General features: G+C 67.9%; 16 protein-coding genes. 2 read left to right on the top strand and 14 right to left on the bottom strand.

Features of this window, described 5'->3' with window-relative positions; translation table 11 throughout:
* Window positions 1–16 precede the first annotated feature (16 nt).
* The 12 genes from AC1RRV_RS05160 to infC form a co-directional block, all read right to left on the bottom strand.
* Complete coding sequence (locus AC1RRV_RS05160) at window positions 17–316, bottom strand: ACT-like domain-containing protein (protein WP_492858505.1); 300 nt, start codon at window positions 314–316, stop codon at window positions 17–19.
* Window positions 301–597: a hypothetical protein gene (locus AC1RRV_RS05155; RefSeq protein ID WP_492858504.1), complete on the bottom strand. Its 297-nt coding sequence runs from the start codon at window positions 595–597 to the stop codon at window positions 301–303. Before AC1RRV_RS05155 ends, AC1RRV_RS05160 begins: the two co-directional genes overlap by 16 nt.
* 124 nt (window positions 598–721) lie before the next feature.
* The gene (locus AC1RRV_RS05150) at window positions 722–868 is read right to left on the bottom strand and encodes a hypothetical protein (protein WP_492858503.1); all 147 of its coding nucleotides are present in this window, start codon (window positions 866–868) and stop codon (window positions 722–724) included.
* Window positions 869–1,135: 267 nt separating this feature from the next.
* Window positions 1,136–3,574 carry a phenylalanine--tRNA ligase subunit beta gene (pheT, locus tag AC1RRV_RS05145; RefSeq protein ID WP_492858502.1) on the bottom strand — a complete coding sequence of 813 codons (2,439 nt, stop codon included), beginning with the start codon at window positions 3,572–3,574 and terminating at the stop codon, window positions 1,136–1,138.
* Window positions 3,574–3,972: a hypothetical protein gene (locus AC1RRV_RS05140; RefSeq protein ID WP_492858501.1), complete on the bottom strand. Its 399-nt coding sequence runs from the start codon at window positions 3,970–3,972 to the stop codon at window positions 3,574–3,576. The genes pheT and AC1RRV_RS05140 overlap by 1 nt, the downstream gene beginning before the upstream one ends.
* Complete coding sequence (gene pheS / locus AC1RRV_RS05135) at window positions 3,972–5,045, bottom strand: phenylalanine--tRNA ligase subunit alpha (RefSeq protein ID WP_492858500.1); 1,074 nt, start codon at window positions 5,043–5,045, stop codon at window positions 3,972–3,974. Before pheS ends, AC1RRV_RS05140 begins: the two co-directional genes overlap by 1 nt.
* Window positions 5,046–5,189: 144 nt before the next feature.
* Window positions 5,190–5,546, bottom strand: coding sequence for a 50S ribosomal protein L20 (rplT, locus tag AC1RRV_RS05130; RefSeq protein ID WP_492082977.1), 357 nt, complete (start codon window positions 5,544–5,546; stop codon window positions 5,190–5,192).
* 15 nt (window positions 5,547–5,561) lie between these two features.
* Window positions 5,562–5,762 (bottom strand): 50S ribosomal protein L35, encoded by a 201-nt coding sequence (gene rpmI, locus AC1RRV_RS05125; RefSeq protein ID WP_018061454.1) that lies wholly within the window; start codon window positions 5,760–5,762, stop codon window positions 5,562–5,564.
* A gap of 155 nt (window positions 5,763–5,917) precedes the next feature.
* Window positions 5,918–7,867: a S9 family peptidase gene (locus AC1RRV_RS05120; RefSeq protein ID WP_492858499.1), complete on the bottom strand. Its 1,950-nt coding sequence runs from the start codon at window positions 7,865–7,867 to the stop codon at window positions 5,918–5,920.
* 64 nt (window positions 7,868–7,931) lie between these two features.
* Entirely contained in the window at window positions 7,932–9,122 is a 1,191-nt protein-coding gene (locus AC1RRV_RS05115) for an MFS transporter (RefSeq protein WP_492858498.1), read from the bottom strand.
* 91 nt (window positions 9,123–9,213) lie between these two features.
* A complete protein-coding gene (locus tag AC1RRV_RS05110) occupies window positions 9,214–11,142 on the bottom strand; it encodes an alpha/beta hydrolase family protein (protein ID WP_492858497.1) in 1,929 nt (642 codons plus the stop codon).
* A 136-nt stretch (window positions 11,143–11,278) separates the two neighbouring features.
* Entirely contained in the window at window positions 11,279–11,800 is a 522-nt protein-coding gene (gene infC, locus AC1RRV_RS05105; RefSeq protein WP_492858496.1) for a translation initiation factor IF-3, read from the bottom strand.
* Window positions 11,801–12,073: 273 nt separating this feature from the next.
* On the opposite strand from infC, the gene AC1RRV_RS05100 reads away from it, so the two are divergent.
* Both AC1RRV_RS05100 and AC1RRV_RS05095 read left to right on the top strand, forming a co-directional pair.
* Entirely contained in the window at window positions 12,074–12,673 is a 600-nt protein-coding gene (locus tag AC1RRV_RS05100; RefSeq protein ID WP_492858495.1) for a YitT family protein, read from the top strand.
* 194 nt (window positions 12,674–12,867) lie between these two features.
* Window positions 12,868–13,614, top strand: a complete 747-nt coding sequence (locus tag AC1RRV_RS05095) for a methyl-accepting chemotaxis protein (protein WP_492858494.1) — start codon at window positions 12,868–12,870, stop codon at window positions 13,612–13,614.
* Here AC1RRV_RS05095 and AC1RRV_RS05090 read toward each other — a convergent pair.
* Together AC1RRV_RS05090 and AC1RRV_RS05085 are read right to left on the bottom strand one after the other, a co-directional pair.
* Window positions 13,611–14,582 carry a glycosyltransferase family 9 protein gene (locus tag AC1RRV_RS05090; protein WP_492858493.1) on the bottom strand — a complete coding sequence of 324 codons (972 nt, stop codon included), beginning with the start codon at window positions 14,580–14,582 and terminating at the stop codon, window positions 13,611–13,613. The two genes, AC1RRV_RS05095 and AC1RRV_RS05090, sit on opposite strands and share 4 nt — an antisense overlap.
* Window positions 14,579–15,766, bottom strand: coding sequence for a glycosyltransferase family 4 protein (locus AC1RRV_RS05085; protein ID WP_492858491.1), 1,188 nt, complete (start codon window positions 15,764–15,766; stop codon window positions 14,579–14,581). Before AC1RRV_RS05085 ends, AC1RRV_RS05090 begins: the two co-directional genes overlap by 4 nt.
* Between the last annotated feature and the right edge of the window lie 11 nt (window positions 15,767–15,777).

Genomic DNA, 15,777 nt, shown 5'->3' with positions numbered 1-15,777 from the left:
CGGAAAGTCCGAAAGGTTACGCCCGCCAACCGAAGCCGACGCCGCGCACCGACGGACAGGCCGACAGCCGCGACGCCAGCACCTCGGCCCGGGCGTCGCCCTGGTCGTCGATCTCGAGCCTAATGGCCAGGTGCTGGCCCTCGGGAGCGGCGGACAGGGCGCGCAGGCGGGTCTGCTGCACCGACGCCACGTTTAACACCCGCATGAGGGCGTCAGGCGTGTCGTCGGCGGTGACGAGGAAGAGACGGCGCCGAAGACCAGCAAGGGCGTCGTCGTCCGGTTTCGAGTCTTCGGCGAGGCTCACGGTCGCACCCACTGGTGCTCTACCGAGGCCGAGCTCACGCCAGGCCAGGCGGCGAGGTCGCGGGCCAGCAGGCGGGCGGCCTGGTCGCCCAGGTGACGGACGCGCAAGCTGGCTTCGACGATCTGACCCACGGGCTTCAGGGTCAGGCCGCACAGTTCGGCGCCGCTGTCGGCCAGGCCCTGGCGGACGGCGTCGAGCGCGCTCGGGGCGTCCTGGGCGGCCAGCAGCAGCTGATGGACGGTGATCCCGTCCTGGTCGCTATGGAAAGCGGGTGGAGAGGGCAGGTAGCTCATTGGTGGTTGGTCCTTGCTTGAGAGACTTTGAGGACCGAGGAACCGCGCAACAAAAAACCCCGCTCGTGGGAGCGGGGCTTTTTGGAGATCTTGCGATCCTTCGGCTGTTTGGTGGGTAGGGTTCCTACCGCTTGCGCCGAATTTGCCCCGTCCGAATGGGAACGGTTTTAATCTGGTTGTTAATCATGCTCCACATCGCCACGCACGACATCGCGACCACAGCGGCGAGGCCGGTGGCAGCAAAGGCGGCAAAGGCGAAGGTCGATTGCATGTGGAAGCGATGAATCCAGTTAGCGCTTGTTACAGGTAGCGTGACGTTTCGGATCGCGCAAGGTCTTGCCTGTTCGGGAGGCGATCGGTCGCGGGGGAGGCGGGTTTTGCCCGGGTGAGGGCGCGGCGCCCAGAAACTCAGCAATCCTCCCCTAGCGGGGGAGGTGTCGGCCTGCGGGGACGATGGAGGGGGAAGTCGCAAGCGCGCAGAACTTCCCCCTCCGTCCGCTTTGCGGACACCTCCCCCGCTAGGGGGAGGATTTAGGTCTTACGACCGCAGCTTGCCGCCGACCTTTTCGGCCGCCGCCAGGACCTTGGCCGACAGGGCCTCGATCTCGGCGTCGGTGAGGGTGGCTTCGCGCGGCTGCACGACCACCTCGATGGCCACCGACTTGAAGCCTTCCGGCACGCCGGGACCCTCATAGACGTCGAATACGCGCGCGGCCGTGATCAGCGCTTTGTCGGCGCCGACGGCGGCCTTGACCAGGTCGCCCGCCGGCTTGGCCTTTTCGACCAGGAAGGCGAAGTCGCGGGTCAGAGGCATCAGGGCCGAGGGCGAGAAGGCCGGGCGCGACTTGATCGACTTCTTCTTCGGCTCGGGGATCGCCTCCAGGGTGATCTCGAAGCCGAAGACCGGGCCGGCCACGTCCAGAGCCTTCAGGACCGCCGGGTGGATCTCGCCGAACTCGGCCATCACCGCCTTGGGGCCCAGTTGCAGGCGCGCCGAGCGGCCCGGATGCCACCAGGGCGAGGCCGAGCCCTGCGCCGTCTGCAGCGAAGCGACCGGCGCGCCCAGCTCTTCCAGCAGGGCCAGCAGGTCGGCCTTCACCGTGAACACATCGCCTTGCGCCGCCTTGTCCCAGCCGCGCGGGGCCTTCGGAACCAGGATGGCCGAGACCACGGTGCGCTGGTCGTTCGGGCGCTCGCCGTGGAAGGTCGGGCCGATCTCGAACAGGGCCGCGTCGGGGAAGCCCTGGCGCGCATTGCGGCCGGCCGCCTCGATCAGGTTGGGCAGCAGCGACGGGCGCATGCAGTCCAGCTCCGAGGCGATCGGATTGGCGAGCAGCAACTCGGGCTGACCGCCGCCGAACAGGGCGGCCGTCTTGCGGCTGGTGAAGCTGAAGGTCACGGCCTCGGCATAGCCGGCGGCCGCCAGGGCGCGGCGCGCCATACGGCCGCGAGCCTGCTTGGCGGTCAGCACGCCGCCGACGGCGCGTCCGACTTCCGGCAGCGGCGTCGAGGGCAGGGCGCCGTAGCCGGCGATGCGGGCGACTTCTTCCACCAGGTCGGCCTTGCCTTCCACGTCACGGCGGAAGGTGGGCGGGGTCACGCAGACCGCGCTCTCGGCATGGGTGGCGAACTCGGTCGGCGAGACATCCTTGGGGGCGTCCAGCTTGAAGCCGAGGTCGGTCAGGATCTTCAGCGACTTCTCGGGCTCGATCTCCAGGCCCGACAGCTGGCCGACATAGGCCGGGTCGAACAGGATCGGGCCCGGGGCGGCCGGCAGTTCGCCGACGAAGACGACTTCCGACGGCTCGCCGCCGCAGAGGTCCAGGATCAGCTTAGTGGCCAGCTCGATGCCGGGAACCAGCGAGCCGGTGTCGACGGTGCGGGCGAAGCGGTACTGGGCGTCGCTGGCGATGCCGGTGGCGCGGCCGGTCTGGGCCGTGCGGATCGGGTCGAACCAGGCGCTCTCGACGAAGACGTCGACGGTGTCGTCCGAGCAGCCGGTGCTCTCGCCGCCCATCACGCCGCCCAGGCCGATCGGCCGCTCGCCGTTGGCGTCGGCGATCACCGACATCTCGGGCGTCAGTTCGTAGGTCTTGCCGTCCAGCGCGATCAGGTGCTCGTCGCCGTTCTGGCCGTGGCGGCCCAGGCGCGTGGAGATCACCGTCCCCGACAGCTTGGCGACGTCATAGACGTGCAGCGGGCGGGCGCGGTCGTAGGTGATCAGGTTGGTGATATCCACCAGGGTGCTGATCGGGCGCAGCCCGATGGCGGTCAGGCGGTCGGCCAGCCACTTCGGCGAGGGACCGTTCTTGACGCCGCGGATATAGCGGCCGGCGAAGGCCGGGCAGGCGTCGCCGTCGACCTTGACGGTGATCGGCGAGGCGAAGGTTCCCGGGATCGACGCGATCGACAGGTCCTTCAGCTTGCCCACCCCGGCGGCCGCCAGGTCGCGGGCGATGCCGGCGACGCCCAGCCAGTCGGGGCGGTTCGGCGTGACCTCGAAGTCAATGACGGCTTCCAGGCCCAGGGCGTCCACGGCCGACGCGCCGACCGGCAGGGCGTCGGGCAGCTCCATGATGCCGTCGCTCTCGCTGGCGTATTCCAGCTCGGCGGCCGAGCAGAGCATGCCGTTCGACACGACGCCGCGCACCGGCTTCTCGACCAGGGTCACGTCCAGGCCGGGCACATAGGCGCCGATCGGGGCGTAGATGGTGGTCAGGCCGGGACGAGCGTTGGGCGCGCCGCAGACGATCTCCTTGCGGCCGTCGACCGTGTCGACCTGGCAGACCTGGAGGCGGTCGGCGTTGGGGTGGCGCGCGGCCTCGACGATCTTGCAGACCGTGAACGGGGCCAGCTTGGTCGCCGGATCGATCACGTGCTCGACCTCGAGCCCGGCCATGGTCATGGCCGCGACGATCTCGGGGACGGTGGCGGTGGTCTCAAGGTGGTCCTTGAGCCAGGACAGGGTGAATTTCATCAGTGCGTATCCAGAGCCAGGACCTGCTGCAGGAAGGGTTCGGCGCCGGTGAACCCGACGCCCTGGAACTGGCAGCGCTCGAACGCGCAGTTCTCGACGGGGATCGCCCCGATCACCCTCTCCGGACCAGCGGGCCGCAGAACGATGTTGCGAATGTCGCCCTCGGTAGGGCCGAAATCAGTGGCGTCGAACGTCGTGCCCGGACGCACCAGCATCACCACCGGACCTTCGATCCGGCAGTTCCGGAACGTGCGGTCGCGGATCACGCTCTCGCCCTTGGCCAGCACCGTCCGGTAGAGGTCGAACAGCGAGATGTCGACGTTCTCGAACAGCGCCGCGTTGGCGTCCGTCGGGATGCGGCCCGGGCGGCCGCCCGGCTGGAACGATTGGCCGCTCATCAGCTGAGGCCCGAGGCCGGGTTCGGCGCGGCGAAGGCGCTGAAGCCGTAGTGGGCCAGCCAGCGGACGTCCGACGACCACATGTCGCGCAGGTCCGGCATGCCGTATTTCAGCATGCCCAGGCGATCGACGCCCATGCCGAAGGCGAAGCCCTGGTACTCGTCCGGATCGATGCCGCAGGCGCGCAGCACGTTCGGGTGAACCATGCCGCAGCCCAGGATCTCGAGCCACGACGTGCCCTGGCCGATCTTGATCTCGCCGCCGGTGCGGTCGCACTGCACGTCCATCTCGGCCGACGGCTCGGTGAACGGGAAGTGGTGCGGGCGGAACTGGGTGGTCACCGCGTCGGTCTCGAAGAACCGGGCCAGGAAGGTCTCCAGGGTCCACTTCAGGTGGCCCATGTGGATGCCCTTGTCGATCACCAGGCCCTCGACCTGGTGGAATACCGGGGTGTGGGTGGCGTCGTTGTCCACGCGATAGGTGCGGCCCGGCGCGATGATGCGGATCGGCGGCTTCTGCGACACCATGGTCCGCACCTGCACGGGGCTGGTGTGGGTGCGCAGCAGCATGCGCTCGCCCGTCTCCTTCGTGTTGAAGAAGAAGGTGTCGTGCATCTCGCGGGCCGGGTGCTTCTCGGGGAAGTTCAGGGCCGTGAAATTGTGGAAGTCGTCCTCGATGTCCGGACCTTCGGCCACGGCGAAGCCCATCTCGGCGAAGATGGCGACCATCTCGTCCATGGTCTGCATGGTCGGGTGGACGCTGCCCTTGCGGCGATGCGGGGCGGGCAGGGACAGGTCCAGGGTCTCGCTGGCCAGGCGCGCGTCCAGTTCGGCGGCCTCCAGGACGGCCTTCCTGTCGGCGATGGCCTCGGCGACCTTGTCGCGCAAGGCGTTGATCGCCGCGCCCCGGGTCTTGCGCTCCTCGGGGCTCATGGCGCCCAAGGTCTTGAGCAGGCCCGAGATCGAGCCAGTCTTGCCGACGGCGGCCACGCGGACGGCGTCGAGCGCTTGGAGGTCGGCCGCGCCAGCCACCTGGGCCAGAACGTCGGATTCGAGAGTGTTGAGATCGGTCATGACGGGCATCCGTCTAGGCGGTTTTGGGGGCGGTTGGAACCGGGAAGCGTCCCGCCGCGCCAAGGAAACGCGCAGCAAAAAGCCCTCCGGTTCGCACCGGAGGGCTTTTCAGGATCGATTGGACTTCAAGAAGCCCAGATATCCTTAAGCCAAGGCGGCGCGGACCTTGTCAGCGATAGCCTTGAACGCAGCCGGGTCGTTGCCCGCGATATCGGCCAGGACCTTGCGGTCCATCTCGATGTTCGCCACGTCCAGGCCGTGGATAAACTGCGAGTAGGTGAAGCCTTCGAGGCGAGCACCGGCGTTGATGCGTTGGATCCACAGCGAGCGGAAGGCGCGCTTGCGCACCTTGCGGTCACGGTACGCGTATTGGCCGGCCTTATCGACGGCGGCCTTGGCGGTGCGGATGGTGTTCTTGCGGCGGCCGTAGAAGCCTTTCGCCTGCTCAAGAACCTTCTTGTGCTTGGCGTGGGCGGTAACGCCCCGTTTGACGCGAGCCATGTGTCAGCGCTCCTCTTAAAGGCCGTAGGGCAGGTACGAACGGATGGTCTTGGCGTCAGCCTCGCTCATCACCTTCGTTCCGCGGTTTTGGCGGATGTACTTGCCGTTGTGGCCGATCAGACGGTGGCGCTTGCCGGCGACGCCGGCTTTCAGCTTACCCGTGGCCGTGATCTTGAAGCGCTTCTTAGCGCCCGACTTGGTCTTCAACTTAGGCATTTCGCGTCGGAGCTTTCGCCCCGTCCTCTGGGATAGCAAGACGAACCGCCATGGCATGCCAATTGGCCAGGCGGTTCCGGAAAGGCGGGGTTAGTAGGCGAAACGGGGAGACAACGCAAGCATCCTCTCCCCGAACACCGTTCGGATCCCCGGTCTCAGTTCGGCGGATTGTTCTTTTCCAGGAAGGTCACGGCGGCGCCCAGCATCTGGAGCCGCGTGGCGCTGGTGGACAGCCAGTGGTCTTCGCCATCCAGGACCACGAACTCGTAAGGCTTGCCGGCGCTCTTCAAGGCATTGGCCATCTTCTGGCTGTGGGCGATCGGCACGACGGTGTCGTCCTTGCCGTGAATCAGCAGAATCGGGGCGTCGGACCGGGCCGCTTGGGTCGCAGGCGACCGGGCGTCGAGCTTGGGATCCGTCGCGGTCTCGGTCCCGAACAGCCGCTTCATGTCGCGGACACGAGCGCTGCGCTCGCCGTAGCGCAGGCTGTCGTCGGTCATCATCTTGCCGAGGTCCGACACGCCAGCCACCGAGACGGCGCAGCGATAGACGCCCTTCTGCAGCGTCACCCCGGCCAAGGCCGCGTAGCCGCCGTAGCTGGCCCCTACAATGCACACCCGTTTGGGATCGATGGTTCCCTGTTTGGCGAGATAGGCGACACCGTCCGAGACGTCGGTCTGCATCTTAGCGCCCCATTCGCCATAGCCGGCCTCCTTGAAGGCCGGTCCATATCCCGTCGAGCCTCGGAAGTTGGGCTGGAGGACCGCGTAGCCGCGCGAAGCGAGCGCCTGCGCCCACCAGTCGAAGGTCGCATCATCCTTGGCGCGTGGACCGCCATGCGGCAGCACGACCAGGGGCAGACCAGCTTCGGGCTTGCCCTTGGGCAGGGTGAGCACGCCCTCGATCTCCAGGCCGTCGGTCGCCGGGTAGCGCACCACCCGGATCGTCGAGACATCCGCCGCCGCGATCTTCGGGTAGGCCGAGCCGATCGGGTCGACCCGCTTGGTCACGGTGTCGGCCAGATAGTAGCCGCCGGCGTTTGTTACGCCGCTGACGAACAGGATCAGCTTTCGGAAGTCCGGGGTCCATGACGACAGCGTCACCTGCTGGCCCTTGAACGCGTTGCGGAATGCCGGCCAGATCGCCTTCATCCTCGGGTCCTGGAAATCGTATTCGTAGAAGTCGCCTTGAGCGCGGGTGAAGGCTAGGACAACGCCGTCCGGGCCCACGACGCCTCCCTGTTCGCGCGCTGGCCCGATGAAAGCGCCGATCTTGCCGTCAGCGAGCGCGACAGGAGTCGGACGCCAGATCTTGGCGGTCTCATCCCAGGTGTCGATGATGACGGCTTGGCCATCCGGCGTTACGCCCCAGAGGTCCGGGAAGTCGACCGCGTCGTTCGTCGAGAAGACCGTCTGCCAGCCACCGCCCTTACGCAGCGCCAGGGTCCAACTAGCCGCGTCCAGTTGTCCGCGCTCGCGATAGCTGGCCTTGGCGAGCACGGCGCCGTCGGCCCTGGCCAGATAGTCATAGGTCTCGCTGTCGCCCATCTGCACACGGCGAGCGACGCCGGTGTCCAGATCGATTCTGAACAGGTCGAGGTGGCCGGAGCGGTACTGCATGTTGTCTTTGTCGGTGACGTAGAGCGGCGTGTAGAGCACCGCCTCCTTGCCATCCACGCCCGGCTGCAGCCGACCCGCCACCACGTTTAGAACGGTGTCCAGGGCCTTGGCCGGCAACTGCTGAAGCTTTCCGTCACGGATGTTCAGGCTGACGACCTGGCCGTTCTCACGAACATAGCTGACCCCGTCGATCGCCGAGGTCGTGGAGACGACGATCAGCACGTGATCGGCGTCGGCCCACTGCACGTCCCGCACCTTGCGAAAGCCGATTGTCGCGGAGGCCAACACCTGGCCGGTCAGCGACCGCACGATGACGTGCCGCTCGTCGTTGATCGAGGCGATCAGGGCGATCGCCGCGCCGTCGGGCGAGATTTGCACGCTCTCGATGGCGGGGAGGCGGCCATAGGCCTCCAGCGGAGCCGCGGCTTCGGCCGCGCCAACGCACAGGGCCAGCGCCATCGACGCGGCCGCGAACAATTTCAACATTAACGTCCCCCAAGACAGGGGCGGCACGGTAGGGTTGCGATTTTCGACTGTCCAGCCGGGAAGTCTAGGCCGCCGCCTTCGTCCTGTGGACAATCACCAGGGCCAGGCCGATGGCCGGCAGCATCAGGGCCGCGCCGAACCAGTAGGGGCCGCCGATCGTCAGGCCGAACAGCGGGCCGGCCAGCAGCGGGCCGCCGATGCGGGCCAGTGAGCCCGCGGCCATGTTCAGGCCCAGCATCTGTCCCTGGCGGTCCGGTGGGCTGGCGCGCGAGATCAGCGCGGCCACGCATGGGAAGACGAGGGACTGGCCAAAGGCGGTGCAGCCGACGGCCACGACGGCCAGGGCGGGAATCGCCACGAACGGGGTGATCAGCAGGCTGAGGGCGATGATCGACAGGCCCGTGGCCAGCACGCGCCCCTCTCCGAAACGCCGCGCCAGCCGCCCGGTCAGCAGGCCCTGGCCCACCGAGGCGATGATCCCGATCAGCGCGAAGCAGGCGGCCACCTGGCTGGCGCCCCAGCCGAAACGAACGTCGGCATAGAGGCCGAACACCGACTCCATCCCCGCGAAGGCGCCGGTCGAGACCAGGGTCACCAGCAGCACGCGCGACAGGATCGGGTGGGCGGCCGCGGCGGCCAGGGCCTCGCGCCGGTGAACCTGGGGCGTTCCGGGCGCGGACGGCGCGCGGCTTTCGCTGACGAACAGGATAACGCCCACGGCGGCGGTCGCCGCCATGGCGGCGGCCAGGAACAGCGGCAGCTGGTAGCCCAGGTGCCCCGCACCCGGGTGGATGACGATGACCAGGGCCGGGCCGATGACAAAGCCCGCGCCGAAGGCCGAGCCCAGCAGGCCCATGCGCCCGGCCCGCTTCTCGGGCGGGGTGACGTCGGCCATGTAGCCCTGGATCGTCGAGATGTTGCCGCTACCGAAGCCGCCGAGCAGCCGCACGGCCATGGCGATCCAGATGTTCGGCGCGAAGGCCAGGGCGATATAGGCCAGGGTGTTGGCCAGGATGGTGACGATCAGGACCGGCCGCCGGCCGATCCGGTCCGACAGGCGTCCCCAGAACGGTTCGCCGAAGAATTGGCCGAGGCTGTAGCAGGCGAACATCGTCGTCACCTGCCACGGCGCCGCGTTCATCGACTTGGCGTAGAACGGCAGCAGCGGGATGACCACGCCGAAGCCCACCAGGTTGATGAAGACAACCAGGAGCAGGACGGCCAGGGCGCGATTGCTGTGGGCGGGTTCGGACATCAGGACGGGCGGTTTACGCTCGAACCTCCAGCTTGGCGACCCTTCCGGCGCCCCATGGGGACCCACGTCGAGACGGCGGGGCCGCGCGGGTTCAATCGGGCGGGTTGTGTTGTTCGACGAAGGCGACGGTCTCGGTCAGCATCTTCAGTCGCGACCCGCCGCGCGAGAGCCAATGGTCCTCGCCGTCCAGGGTGACGAAGTTCACCGGCTTTCCGGCCCTCCGCAGAGCGTCGGCCATCGCCTGGCTCTGGTCGTAGCGGACCACGGTGTCGTCCTTGCCGTGGATCAGCAGCACGGGGATGTCGACGCCGGAGGCCTGCTGGGCGGGCGAGAGGGCGGCAAGGTCGGGGTCGCGGGCGCCGTCCGCGCCCATGAACCGCAACCAGTAGCGCTGGGAGGCGCCAATCTCGCCATTGCTGTTGCGGATGTTGGTCAGCAGGAACCGCTTGAGATCCGACGGGCCGGCCACCGACACGGCGCAGCGGTAGACACCTTTGTCCAGGGTCGCGCCGGCGAGCGCCGCGTAGCCGCCATAGCTGGCCCCGACGATGCAGACCCGTTTGGGATTGACGATCCCCTGCTTGGCGAGATGGCGGACGCCGTCCGATAGGTCGGTCTGCATCTTCTTGCCCCACTCGCCGAAGCCGGCCTTGATAAAGTCCCAGCCGAAGCCCTCCGACCCTCGGAAATTCGGTTGCAGGACGGCGTAGCCGCGCGAGGCCAGGGCCTGGCTCCACCAGTTGAAGCCAGGTGCGTCGCGACCTTCTGGGCCGCCGTGCGGCAGGACGATCAGCGGCAAGTTCTTCGGATCGCGACCTTGCGGCAGGGTCAGGTAGCCGCTGATCTCCAGCCCATCGGCGGCCTTGTACTTGATCGAGCGGACCGGCGAGACGCCCTCGGGCGTCAGGCCCTGATGGACCGAACCCAGGAAGCTGGCGCTCTTGGCGTCCAGGTCCACCAGGGCGTAGGCCGGGCCCAGGGTGGCGGAGTCGACGACCACGATAACCTTGCGCCGGTTGGCCGACCAAGAGGCCAGGGTCACGCGGTCGCCCTCGAACGCCTTGACCACGGCGTTCCAGGTCGCCTGGCTGGACTTGTCGAAGAAGATGTAGCGGAGTTCGTCGCCCTTCAGCTGATAGCCGCCCAGCAGCGCCAAGCTGCCCGGGTCGTGCAGGAGGCCGTCCAACTCGGCCCCCTCGGCGACATCTTCCTTGGTCCCGTCGGCATGGTATTCGCGCAGCACGCTCTTGTTGTCGTCCGTGGTCCGCCAGACCAGCACCGACTTGCCGTCGCGGCCGAAGCCGGAGAGGCCATACGAACCCATCGGCGTGTCGGCCTCGTCGATCGTGCGCCAGCGATCGCTTCTCAGCCGCAGCAGCCATTTCCCGCGACGGCTGTCATAGGCGGTCATGGCGACCGGCTTGCCGGCGGCGTCGACCAGCCAGCCGTCGGTGTCCTCGGTTGCCCCGGAGTCCAGCATGCGGGTGGCGCCCGTCCGCAGGTTGATCTGGAACAGTATGTCCAGGCCGACGTCGTTGACGAAGTGGACGCCTTCGAGGAACACGGTCGGGTCGCCATCGATCGTCCGCACCATCGGCGCGCCGAGGATGACGTTCATCGAGTCCTTCTGGGTCTGGAGCAGAGGCTTCAGCTTGCCGGTGGCCACGTCGAAGTCGATCGCCGAGTAGTATTCGCGCTTGGGACCCTGCAGGCCGAATACGGCGGTGGTCTGCGAGGCGACGATGATCACGTGTTGATCGCCGGCCCAGCCGATGCTGCGCAGCTTGGTGGTCCCGGCCACGACGCCCTTCAGCAACTGGCCCTGGATCGTACGGATCGCGAGGTAGCGCTGGTCGCCGTTGGTGACGATGATCGCCATCTTCGAGCCATCCGGCGACATCGCCGCATCCTCGACATTGGGCAGACGGCCATAGACGGCGAGGTCGGGCTTAGCCGCCAGCGCCGGCGAGGCGATCAGGGCGGAGCACGCCGCGAGGGCGGCGAACAAGGTCTTGAGCACGTGAATCCCCCTACTTGGCGAAACTCTACCAGGGGCTGCGGGGCTGTCGAGGTGCTCGAAATCGGATCGGGCGGACAAAGCAAAACGCCCCGGTCGCGAGGACCGGGGCGTTTCGATATCTGCCTGAAGACCAGATCTAGCGCGGGGCCAGGATCATGATCATCTGCCGGCCTTCCATGCGCGGCTCGTACTCGACCTTGGCGACTTCGTCGAAGTCGGCCTTGACCTTGTGCAGCAGCTTCATGCCCAGCTCGGGGTGCGCCATTTCACGACCGCGGAAGCGCAGGGTGACCTTCACCTTGTCGCCTTCCTCGAAGAAACGGGTCATGGCCTTGGCCTTAACCTCGTAGTCGTGGATGTCGATGTTCGGGCGGAGTTTGATCTCCTTGAGCTCGACCACCTTCTGCCGCTTGCGCGCCTCGTTCTTCTTCTTCTGCTCCTGGAACTTGAACTTGCCATAGTCCAGGATCTTGCAGACGGGCGGATTGGCGTTCGGAACGATTTCCACCAGGTCCATGCCAGCTTCTTCCGCCGCTTCAAGCGCGGAGGAGGTCGGCATCTCACCCTGCTTCTCGCCGTTTTGGTCGATCAGCAGGACGCGGGGGACGCGGATTTCATCGTTGATACGCGGTCCGTCTTTAACGGGCGGCGTTTGCATAGGACGGCGAATAGGGGCGGCTCCGGGGCTGTTGATGTGAAGAGTAGATATTGAAGGTATAGCTGAACGCGCGCGCACCGCGCTGGGCGCGCCGCGAGAAAGTGATATATGACGCGCCGGCCGCGCTGTATCAAGCGAAGGCGACCAAAGAGACGCCGGGCGGTCCAGTTTTTTTGACTCTGGCCGGCCCCCGAAGCGTCTTCGGCGGATAAAGGGGCGGGAACGGCGAGGCGGGGACGAGTTTTCCCTGATCAGAACGCCTGTCCCGACCGCATGAATCAGCACCGCCATTCCGCCCTTGAGGACGTCCACGCCCTTCTGATCGGCTCCAGTTTCATCGCCGTGGGCCTGACGTTGCTCAAGGCCGCCGGCCTGGTGACGGGCGGGGTGGCCGGGGTGGCGCTGATCGTCTCGTATCTGAGCGGCTGGCCGGTGGGCGTGCTGTTCTTCGTCCTGAACCTGCCGTTCTACATCCTGGCCCAGCGCACCCTGGGCTGGACGTTCACGGCCAAGACCCTGGCGACCAACCTCCTGCTGGCGGGCCTGGCCTTCGCCATGCCCTACTGGCTGAAGGTCGGAAGCGTCGATCCGGTGTTCTCGGCGGTGTTCGGCGGCACGATCATCGGCATGGGCATTCTGGCTTTGGCCCGTCACCGATCCAGCGTCGGCGGGGTCGGCGTGCTGGCGCTCTATCTGCAGGAGCGTCGCGGGATCAGCGCCGGCAAGGTGCAGCTGGCCGCCGACTGCCTGGTGGTCGCCGCCGCCTTCTTCACCATCAGCTTCGACAAGCTGCTGCTGTCGATCGCCAGCGCCGTGGCCCTGAGCGCGGTGATCATCGCCAACCATAAGCCTGGACGCTATGCGGGCTACTGACGCTGAAACATGCTCGCCATGCGCGCGGCTTGGGCGCCGCGAACGTTTTGGGGCGGGCCGGCGCTTTCTCCGACGGCGCGGCGTCTAAACCTGAGGTCTAGTCGGCGACGCGCAGGCAACGGCGTCTGGCGCATCCTGAGGAGCAAGGGCGCTCCGGCGGCGCGGATCACGGTTCGCGCGAAGTCGAGAGCGCCATGTCCGCCTTCAACGTCTCGTTCCAGAAGTCCCTCTCGTCCGCCCAGTCGGTGGTTTCCGACGCGCTTCCGCCGCCGCCGGGCCTCAAGGACCATCTCGGCCCGCTGATCGATCAGGCCGGGCGGCAGCGGATGCTGTCCCACCGGGCGGTGATGTTCCTGGCGCTGGCTCGCGGTCCGGAGGCCGAGATGGCGCGCGGCGGGGCCCGCGCGGCGGCCCAGGCCTTCGCCGCCATCGCCGGGCGCTTCCTGGGGCGCGGCGGCGGCGATCTGCCGGAGCCGGTGGCCGCCTGGCTGGCCCGGCTGATCGAGACCCGCGCGCCCGGCTATGCGCCGGCTGTCGGTCGCTTCACGCGCGGCTTCGAGGGGCTGAGCGGCGTGGCGGCGAGCGGCGAGCCGGACGCGCGCGAGCTGCAACGGCTGGCCGACTTCGTCGCCGAGAACCTCCTGAAGGTGCTGAACGAGGTTGTGGCGGTGCTGAACAGCGAACTCTCGGCCATCGCGGAGAGCGAGCGCCGCCAGGCCGCCTCGGCCGGCAAGACGGCGGCTCAGTTGCTGGAGGAGATCGAGGAGATCGGCGCCCGGGTGCGGATGATCTCGATCAACGCCCTGATCCAGGCCACCCGCGCCGGCGAGGCGGGGGCGGGCTTCGCGGTGATCGCCAACGAGATCAAGGACCTGGCCGGCCGCATGCAGTCGGCCACCCAGCGGATCATGCGCGATCTGGGCGTGGTGCTGGCGCGCTAGTGCGGCAGCAGTGACAACGCGGCGCTGGCCACGGTGCTGACCGGCAGGGCCTTCAGGTCCGGCGAGCGGATCACCGCCACGTGTCCGCGCGGGCCGCACAGCTCGGGATCCGAGGCGTCGGAGAACAGGGCGATGGTCGGGGCGCCGGCGGCGGCCAGCAAGTGGGTCGGGCCGGTGTCGTTGCCGACGACCAGGGCCGCCTTGGCGCCGAGCACCGCAAGCTGAGCGAAGTCGGTGCGGCCGGTGAGGTCGCGCGCGCCGCCGGTGGCCTTCTGGATATGGCGGGCCATGGCGCTCTCCTGCGGACCGCCGATGATGACGATGTCCAGGCCCCGCGCCTTCAGGTGCGAGGCCAGTTGGGCGTAGCACTCGATCGGCCAGCGCTTCTCGGGCCGATGGGACGAACCGCCGGGCACGATGAGGACGTAGGGCTTAGGCGTGGCGGCGCCGGCGACGGGGCGCAGCTCCTTTTGCTTGCGCAGGATCCACGACAGGTCCGGCGGCGGCGCGCTGCCCGGCTCGGTCGGGGCGTCGGGCCAGATGCCGGCCGCGCGCAGCTGGTCGGCATGGCGCTCCAGCGTGTGCATGTGCAGGCGCGACTTGCCCTTCTGGGGCAGGGCGCAGCCGAAGGCGATGCCGTTCCATTGCGGCGCGAACGGGCGCAGCAGCTGGAAGTACCAGTTGGTCCGGCTGTTGGTCTGCAGATCGTAGATGCGGTCGTAGCGCGCCTTACGGATCCGGCCGATCATGGCCATCGTCTCGCCGAAGTCGCCGGGGCGGCCATCGGTCTCGACGGTGTTGAAATAGGGGCTGAGCTTGGCCAAGGCCTCGAACGGCGGGGTCGTCAGCAGGGTGATCTTGGCCTTGGGATGAGCCTCGCGGATCTTCTTCATCGCGGCGAGCGCCAGGACGAAGTCGCCCAGGGCTCCCAGCTTGATGACCAGGACCTTCTTGATCTCCTTGCTCAAGACGAACGCTCCGAACCCAATGCACGCGCCCCCAAGATGTGGGCATAGACCTTGAGCGTCGCTTCGCACATGGCGTCCACCGAATACAACCGCCGGGCTCGCGTTCGGGCCGTTTGTCCCATGGTTTGTCGCCGAGCCGCGCCGACTTCGCAGGCTTCGAGCAGGGCGTCGGCCCAGGCCTTGGCGTCGCCGGGCGCGACAAGCCAGCCGGTTTCGCCGAGCAGAACCGTCTCGCGCGTGGCGCCGTGGTCCGAGGCCAGGACGGGGCGGCCCATCACCTGGGGCTCGACGGCGGTGCGGCCGAAGGCTTCGGGCTCCAGCGAGGGCGCGATGGCGAGATCCGCCAGCAGATAGGCCGCCGGCATGTCGTCGCAATGACCGACCAGCCTGACCGCGTCCTCCAGGCCGGCGGCGGCGATGGCGGTGGTCAGCTCGGCCCGATAGGCCTTGCGGCCCTGGTCGTCGCCGGCCAGGAGCAGCAGGATCTTGTCCTGGCCGCGCGCCTTGAGCAGCGTCATGGCCTCGACCAGCAGGGCCTGGCCCTTCCAGCGGGTCAGGCGGCCGGCCAGCAGAACCTTCAGTCGTCGCTCGCCCGGCGCCACGCCCCAGGCCTTGCGCAGGGCGTCCACGCGATCGGCCCCGACCACGCCGGGCTCGAAGCGCGACAGGTCGACACCGCGCGGGATCGCCACGACCTTCTCGGGCGGGATGCCGTGTTCCCTGATCACGTGCTCGCGGGTGTATTCGGAATTGGCGATGACCAGGTCGCCCTTGGTCATGACCGCGTTGTACCAGCGCTTGAGGTTGGACTTGGCGTTGTAGACGCCGTGATAGGTGGCCACGAACGGGGTCTTGGTGGCGTGGGCCGCCCACAGGGCGCTGAAGGCCGGCGCGCGCGAGCGGGCGTGGACCAGGCTGACCTTCTCGCGCCGGATCAGGTCGATCAGCCGCGCGGCGTTGCCCAGCATGATCAGGGGGTTCTTGGACTGGGCCGGCATCTGGGCCAGACGGCCGCCGTCGGCCTCCAGGCGCGCGGCCATGCGGCCGCCCTTGGTCGCGACCAAGGCCTTGCCGCCTTGCGCCACAACCGCATGGGCGACATCAATCGTCGTCTGTTCGGCGCCGCCGGTTTCCAGTTCCGGCGTCACTTGCAGCAGGGTGAAATCGGCGGGTAGGTCGGGCACGCGACTCTCGC

It is taken from the genome of Caulobacter sp. GW821-FHT11E10 (genome assembly GCF_058808375.1).
This window is presented reverse-complemented; position numbering and strand designations above follow the sequence as displayed.

What these genes read in the sequence shown, in the direction of transcription:
- AC1RRV_RS05150 (WP_492858503.1), bottom strand. Translation starts at nt 868, where the DNA reads ATGCAATCGACCTTCGCCTTTGCCGCCTTTGCTGCCACCGGCCTCGCC.
- AC1RRV_RS05155 (WP_492858504.1), bottom strand. Translation starts at nt 597, where the DNA reads ATGAGCTACCTGCCCTCTCCACCCGCTTTCCATAGCGACCAGGACGGG.
- infC (WP_492858496.1), bottom strand. Translation starts at nt 11,800, where the DNA reads ATGCAAACGCCGCCCGTTAAAGACGGACCGCGTATCAACGATGAAATC.
- rpmI (WP_018061454.1), bottom strand. Translation starts at nt 5,762, where the DNA reads ATGCCTAAGTTGAAGACCAAGTCGGGCGCTAAGAAGCGCTTCAAGATC.
- AC1RRV_RS05095 (WP_492858494.1), top strand. Translation starts at nt 12,868, where the DNA reads ATGTCCGCCTTCAACGTCTCGTTCCAGAAGTCCCTCTCGTCCGCCCAG.
- AC1RRV_RS05120 (WP_492858499.1), bottom strand. Translation starts at nt 7,867, where the DNA reads ATGTTGAAATTGTTCGCGGCCGCGTCGATGGCGCTGGCCCTGTGCGTT.
- pheS (WP_492858500.1), bottom strand. Translation starts at nt 5,045, where the DNA reads ATGACCGATCTCAACACTCTCGAATCCGACGTTCTGGCCCAGGTGGCT.
- AC1RRV_RS05115 (WP_492858498.1), bottom strand. Translation starts at nt 9,122, where the DNA reads ATGTCCGAACCCGCCCACAGCAATCGCGCCCTGGCCGTCCTGCTCCTG.
- pheT (WP_492858502.1), bottom strand. Translation starts at nt 3,574, where the DNA reads ATGAAATTCACCCTGTCCTGGCTCAAGGACCACCTTGAGACCACCGCC.
- AC1RRV_RS05100 (WP_492858495.1), top strand. Translation starts at nt 12,074, where the DNA reads ATGAATCAGCACCGCCATTCCGCCCTTGAGGACGTCCACGCCCTTCTG.
- rplT (WP_492082977.1), bottom strand. Translation starts at nt 5,546, where the DNA reads ATGGCTCGCGTCAAACGGGGCGTTACCGCCCACGCCAAGCACAAGAAG.
- AC1RRV_RS05140 (WP_492858501.1), bottom strand. Translation starts at nt 3,972, where the DNA reads ATGAGCGGCCAATCGTTCCAGCCGGGCGGCCGCCCGGGCCGCATCCCG.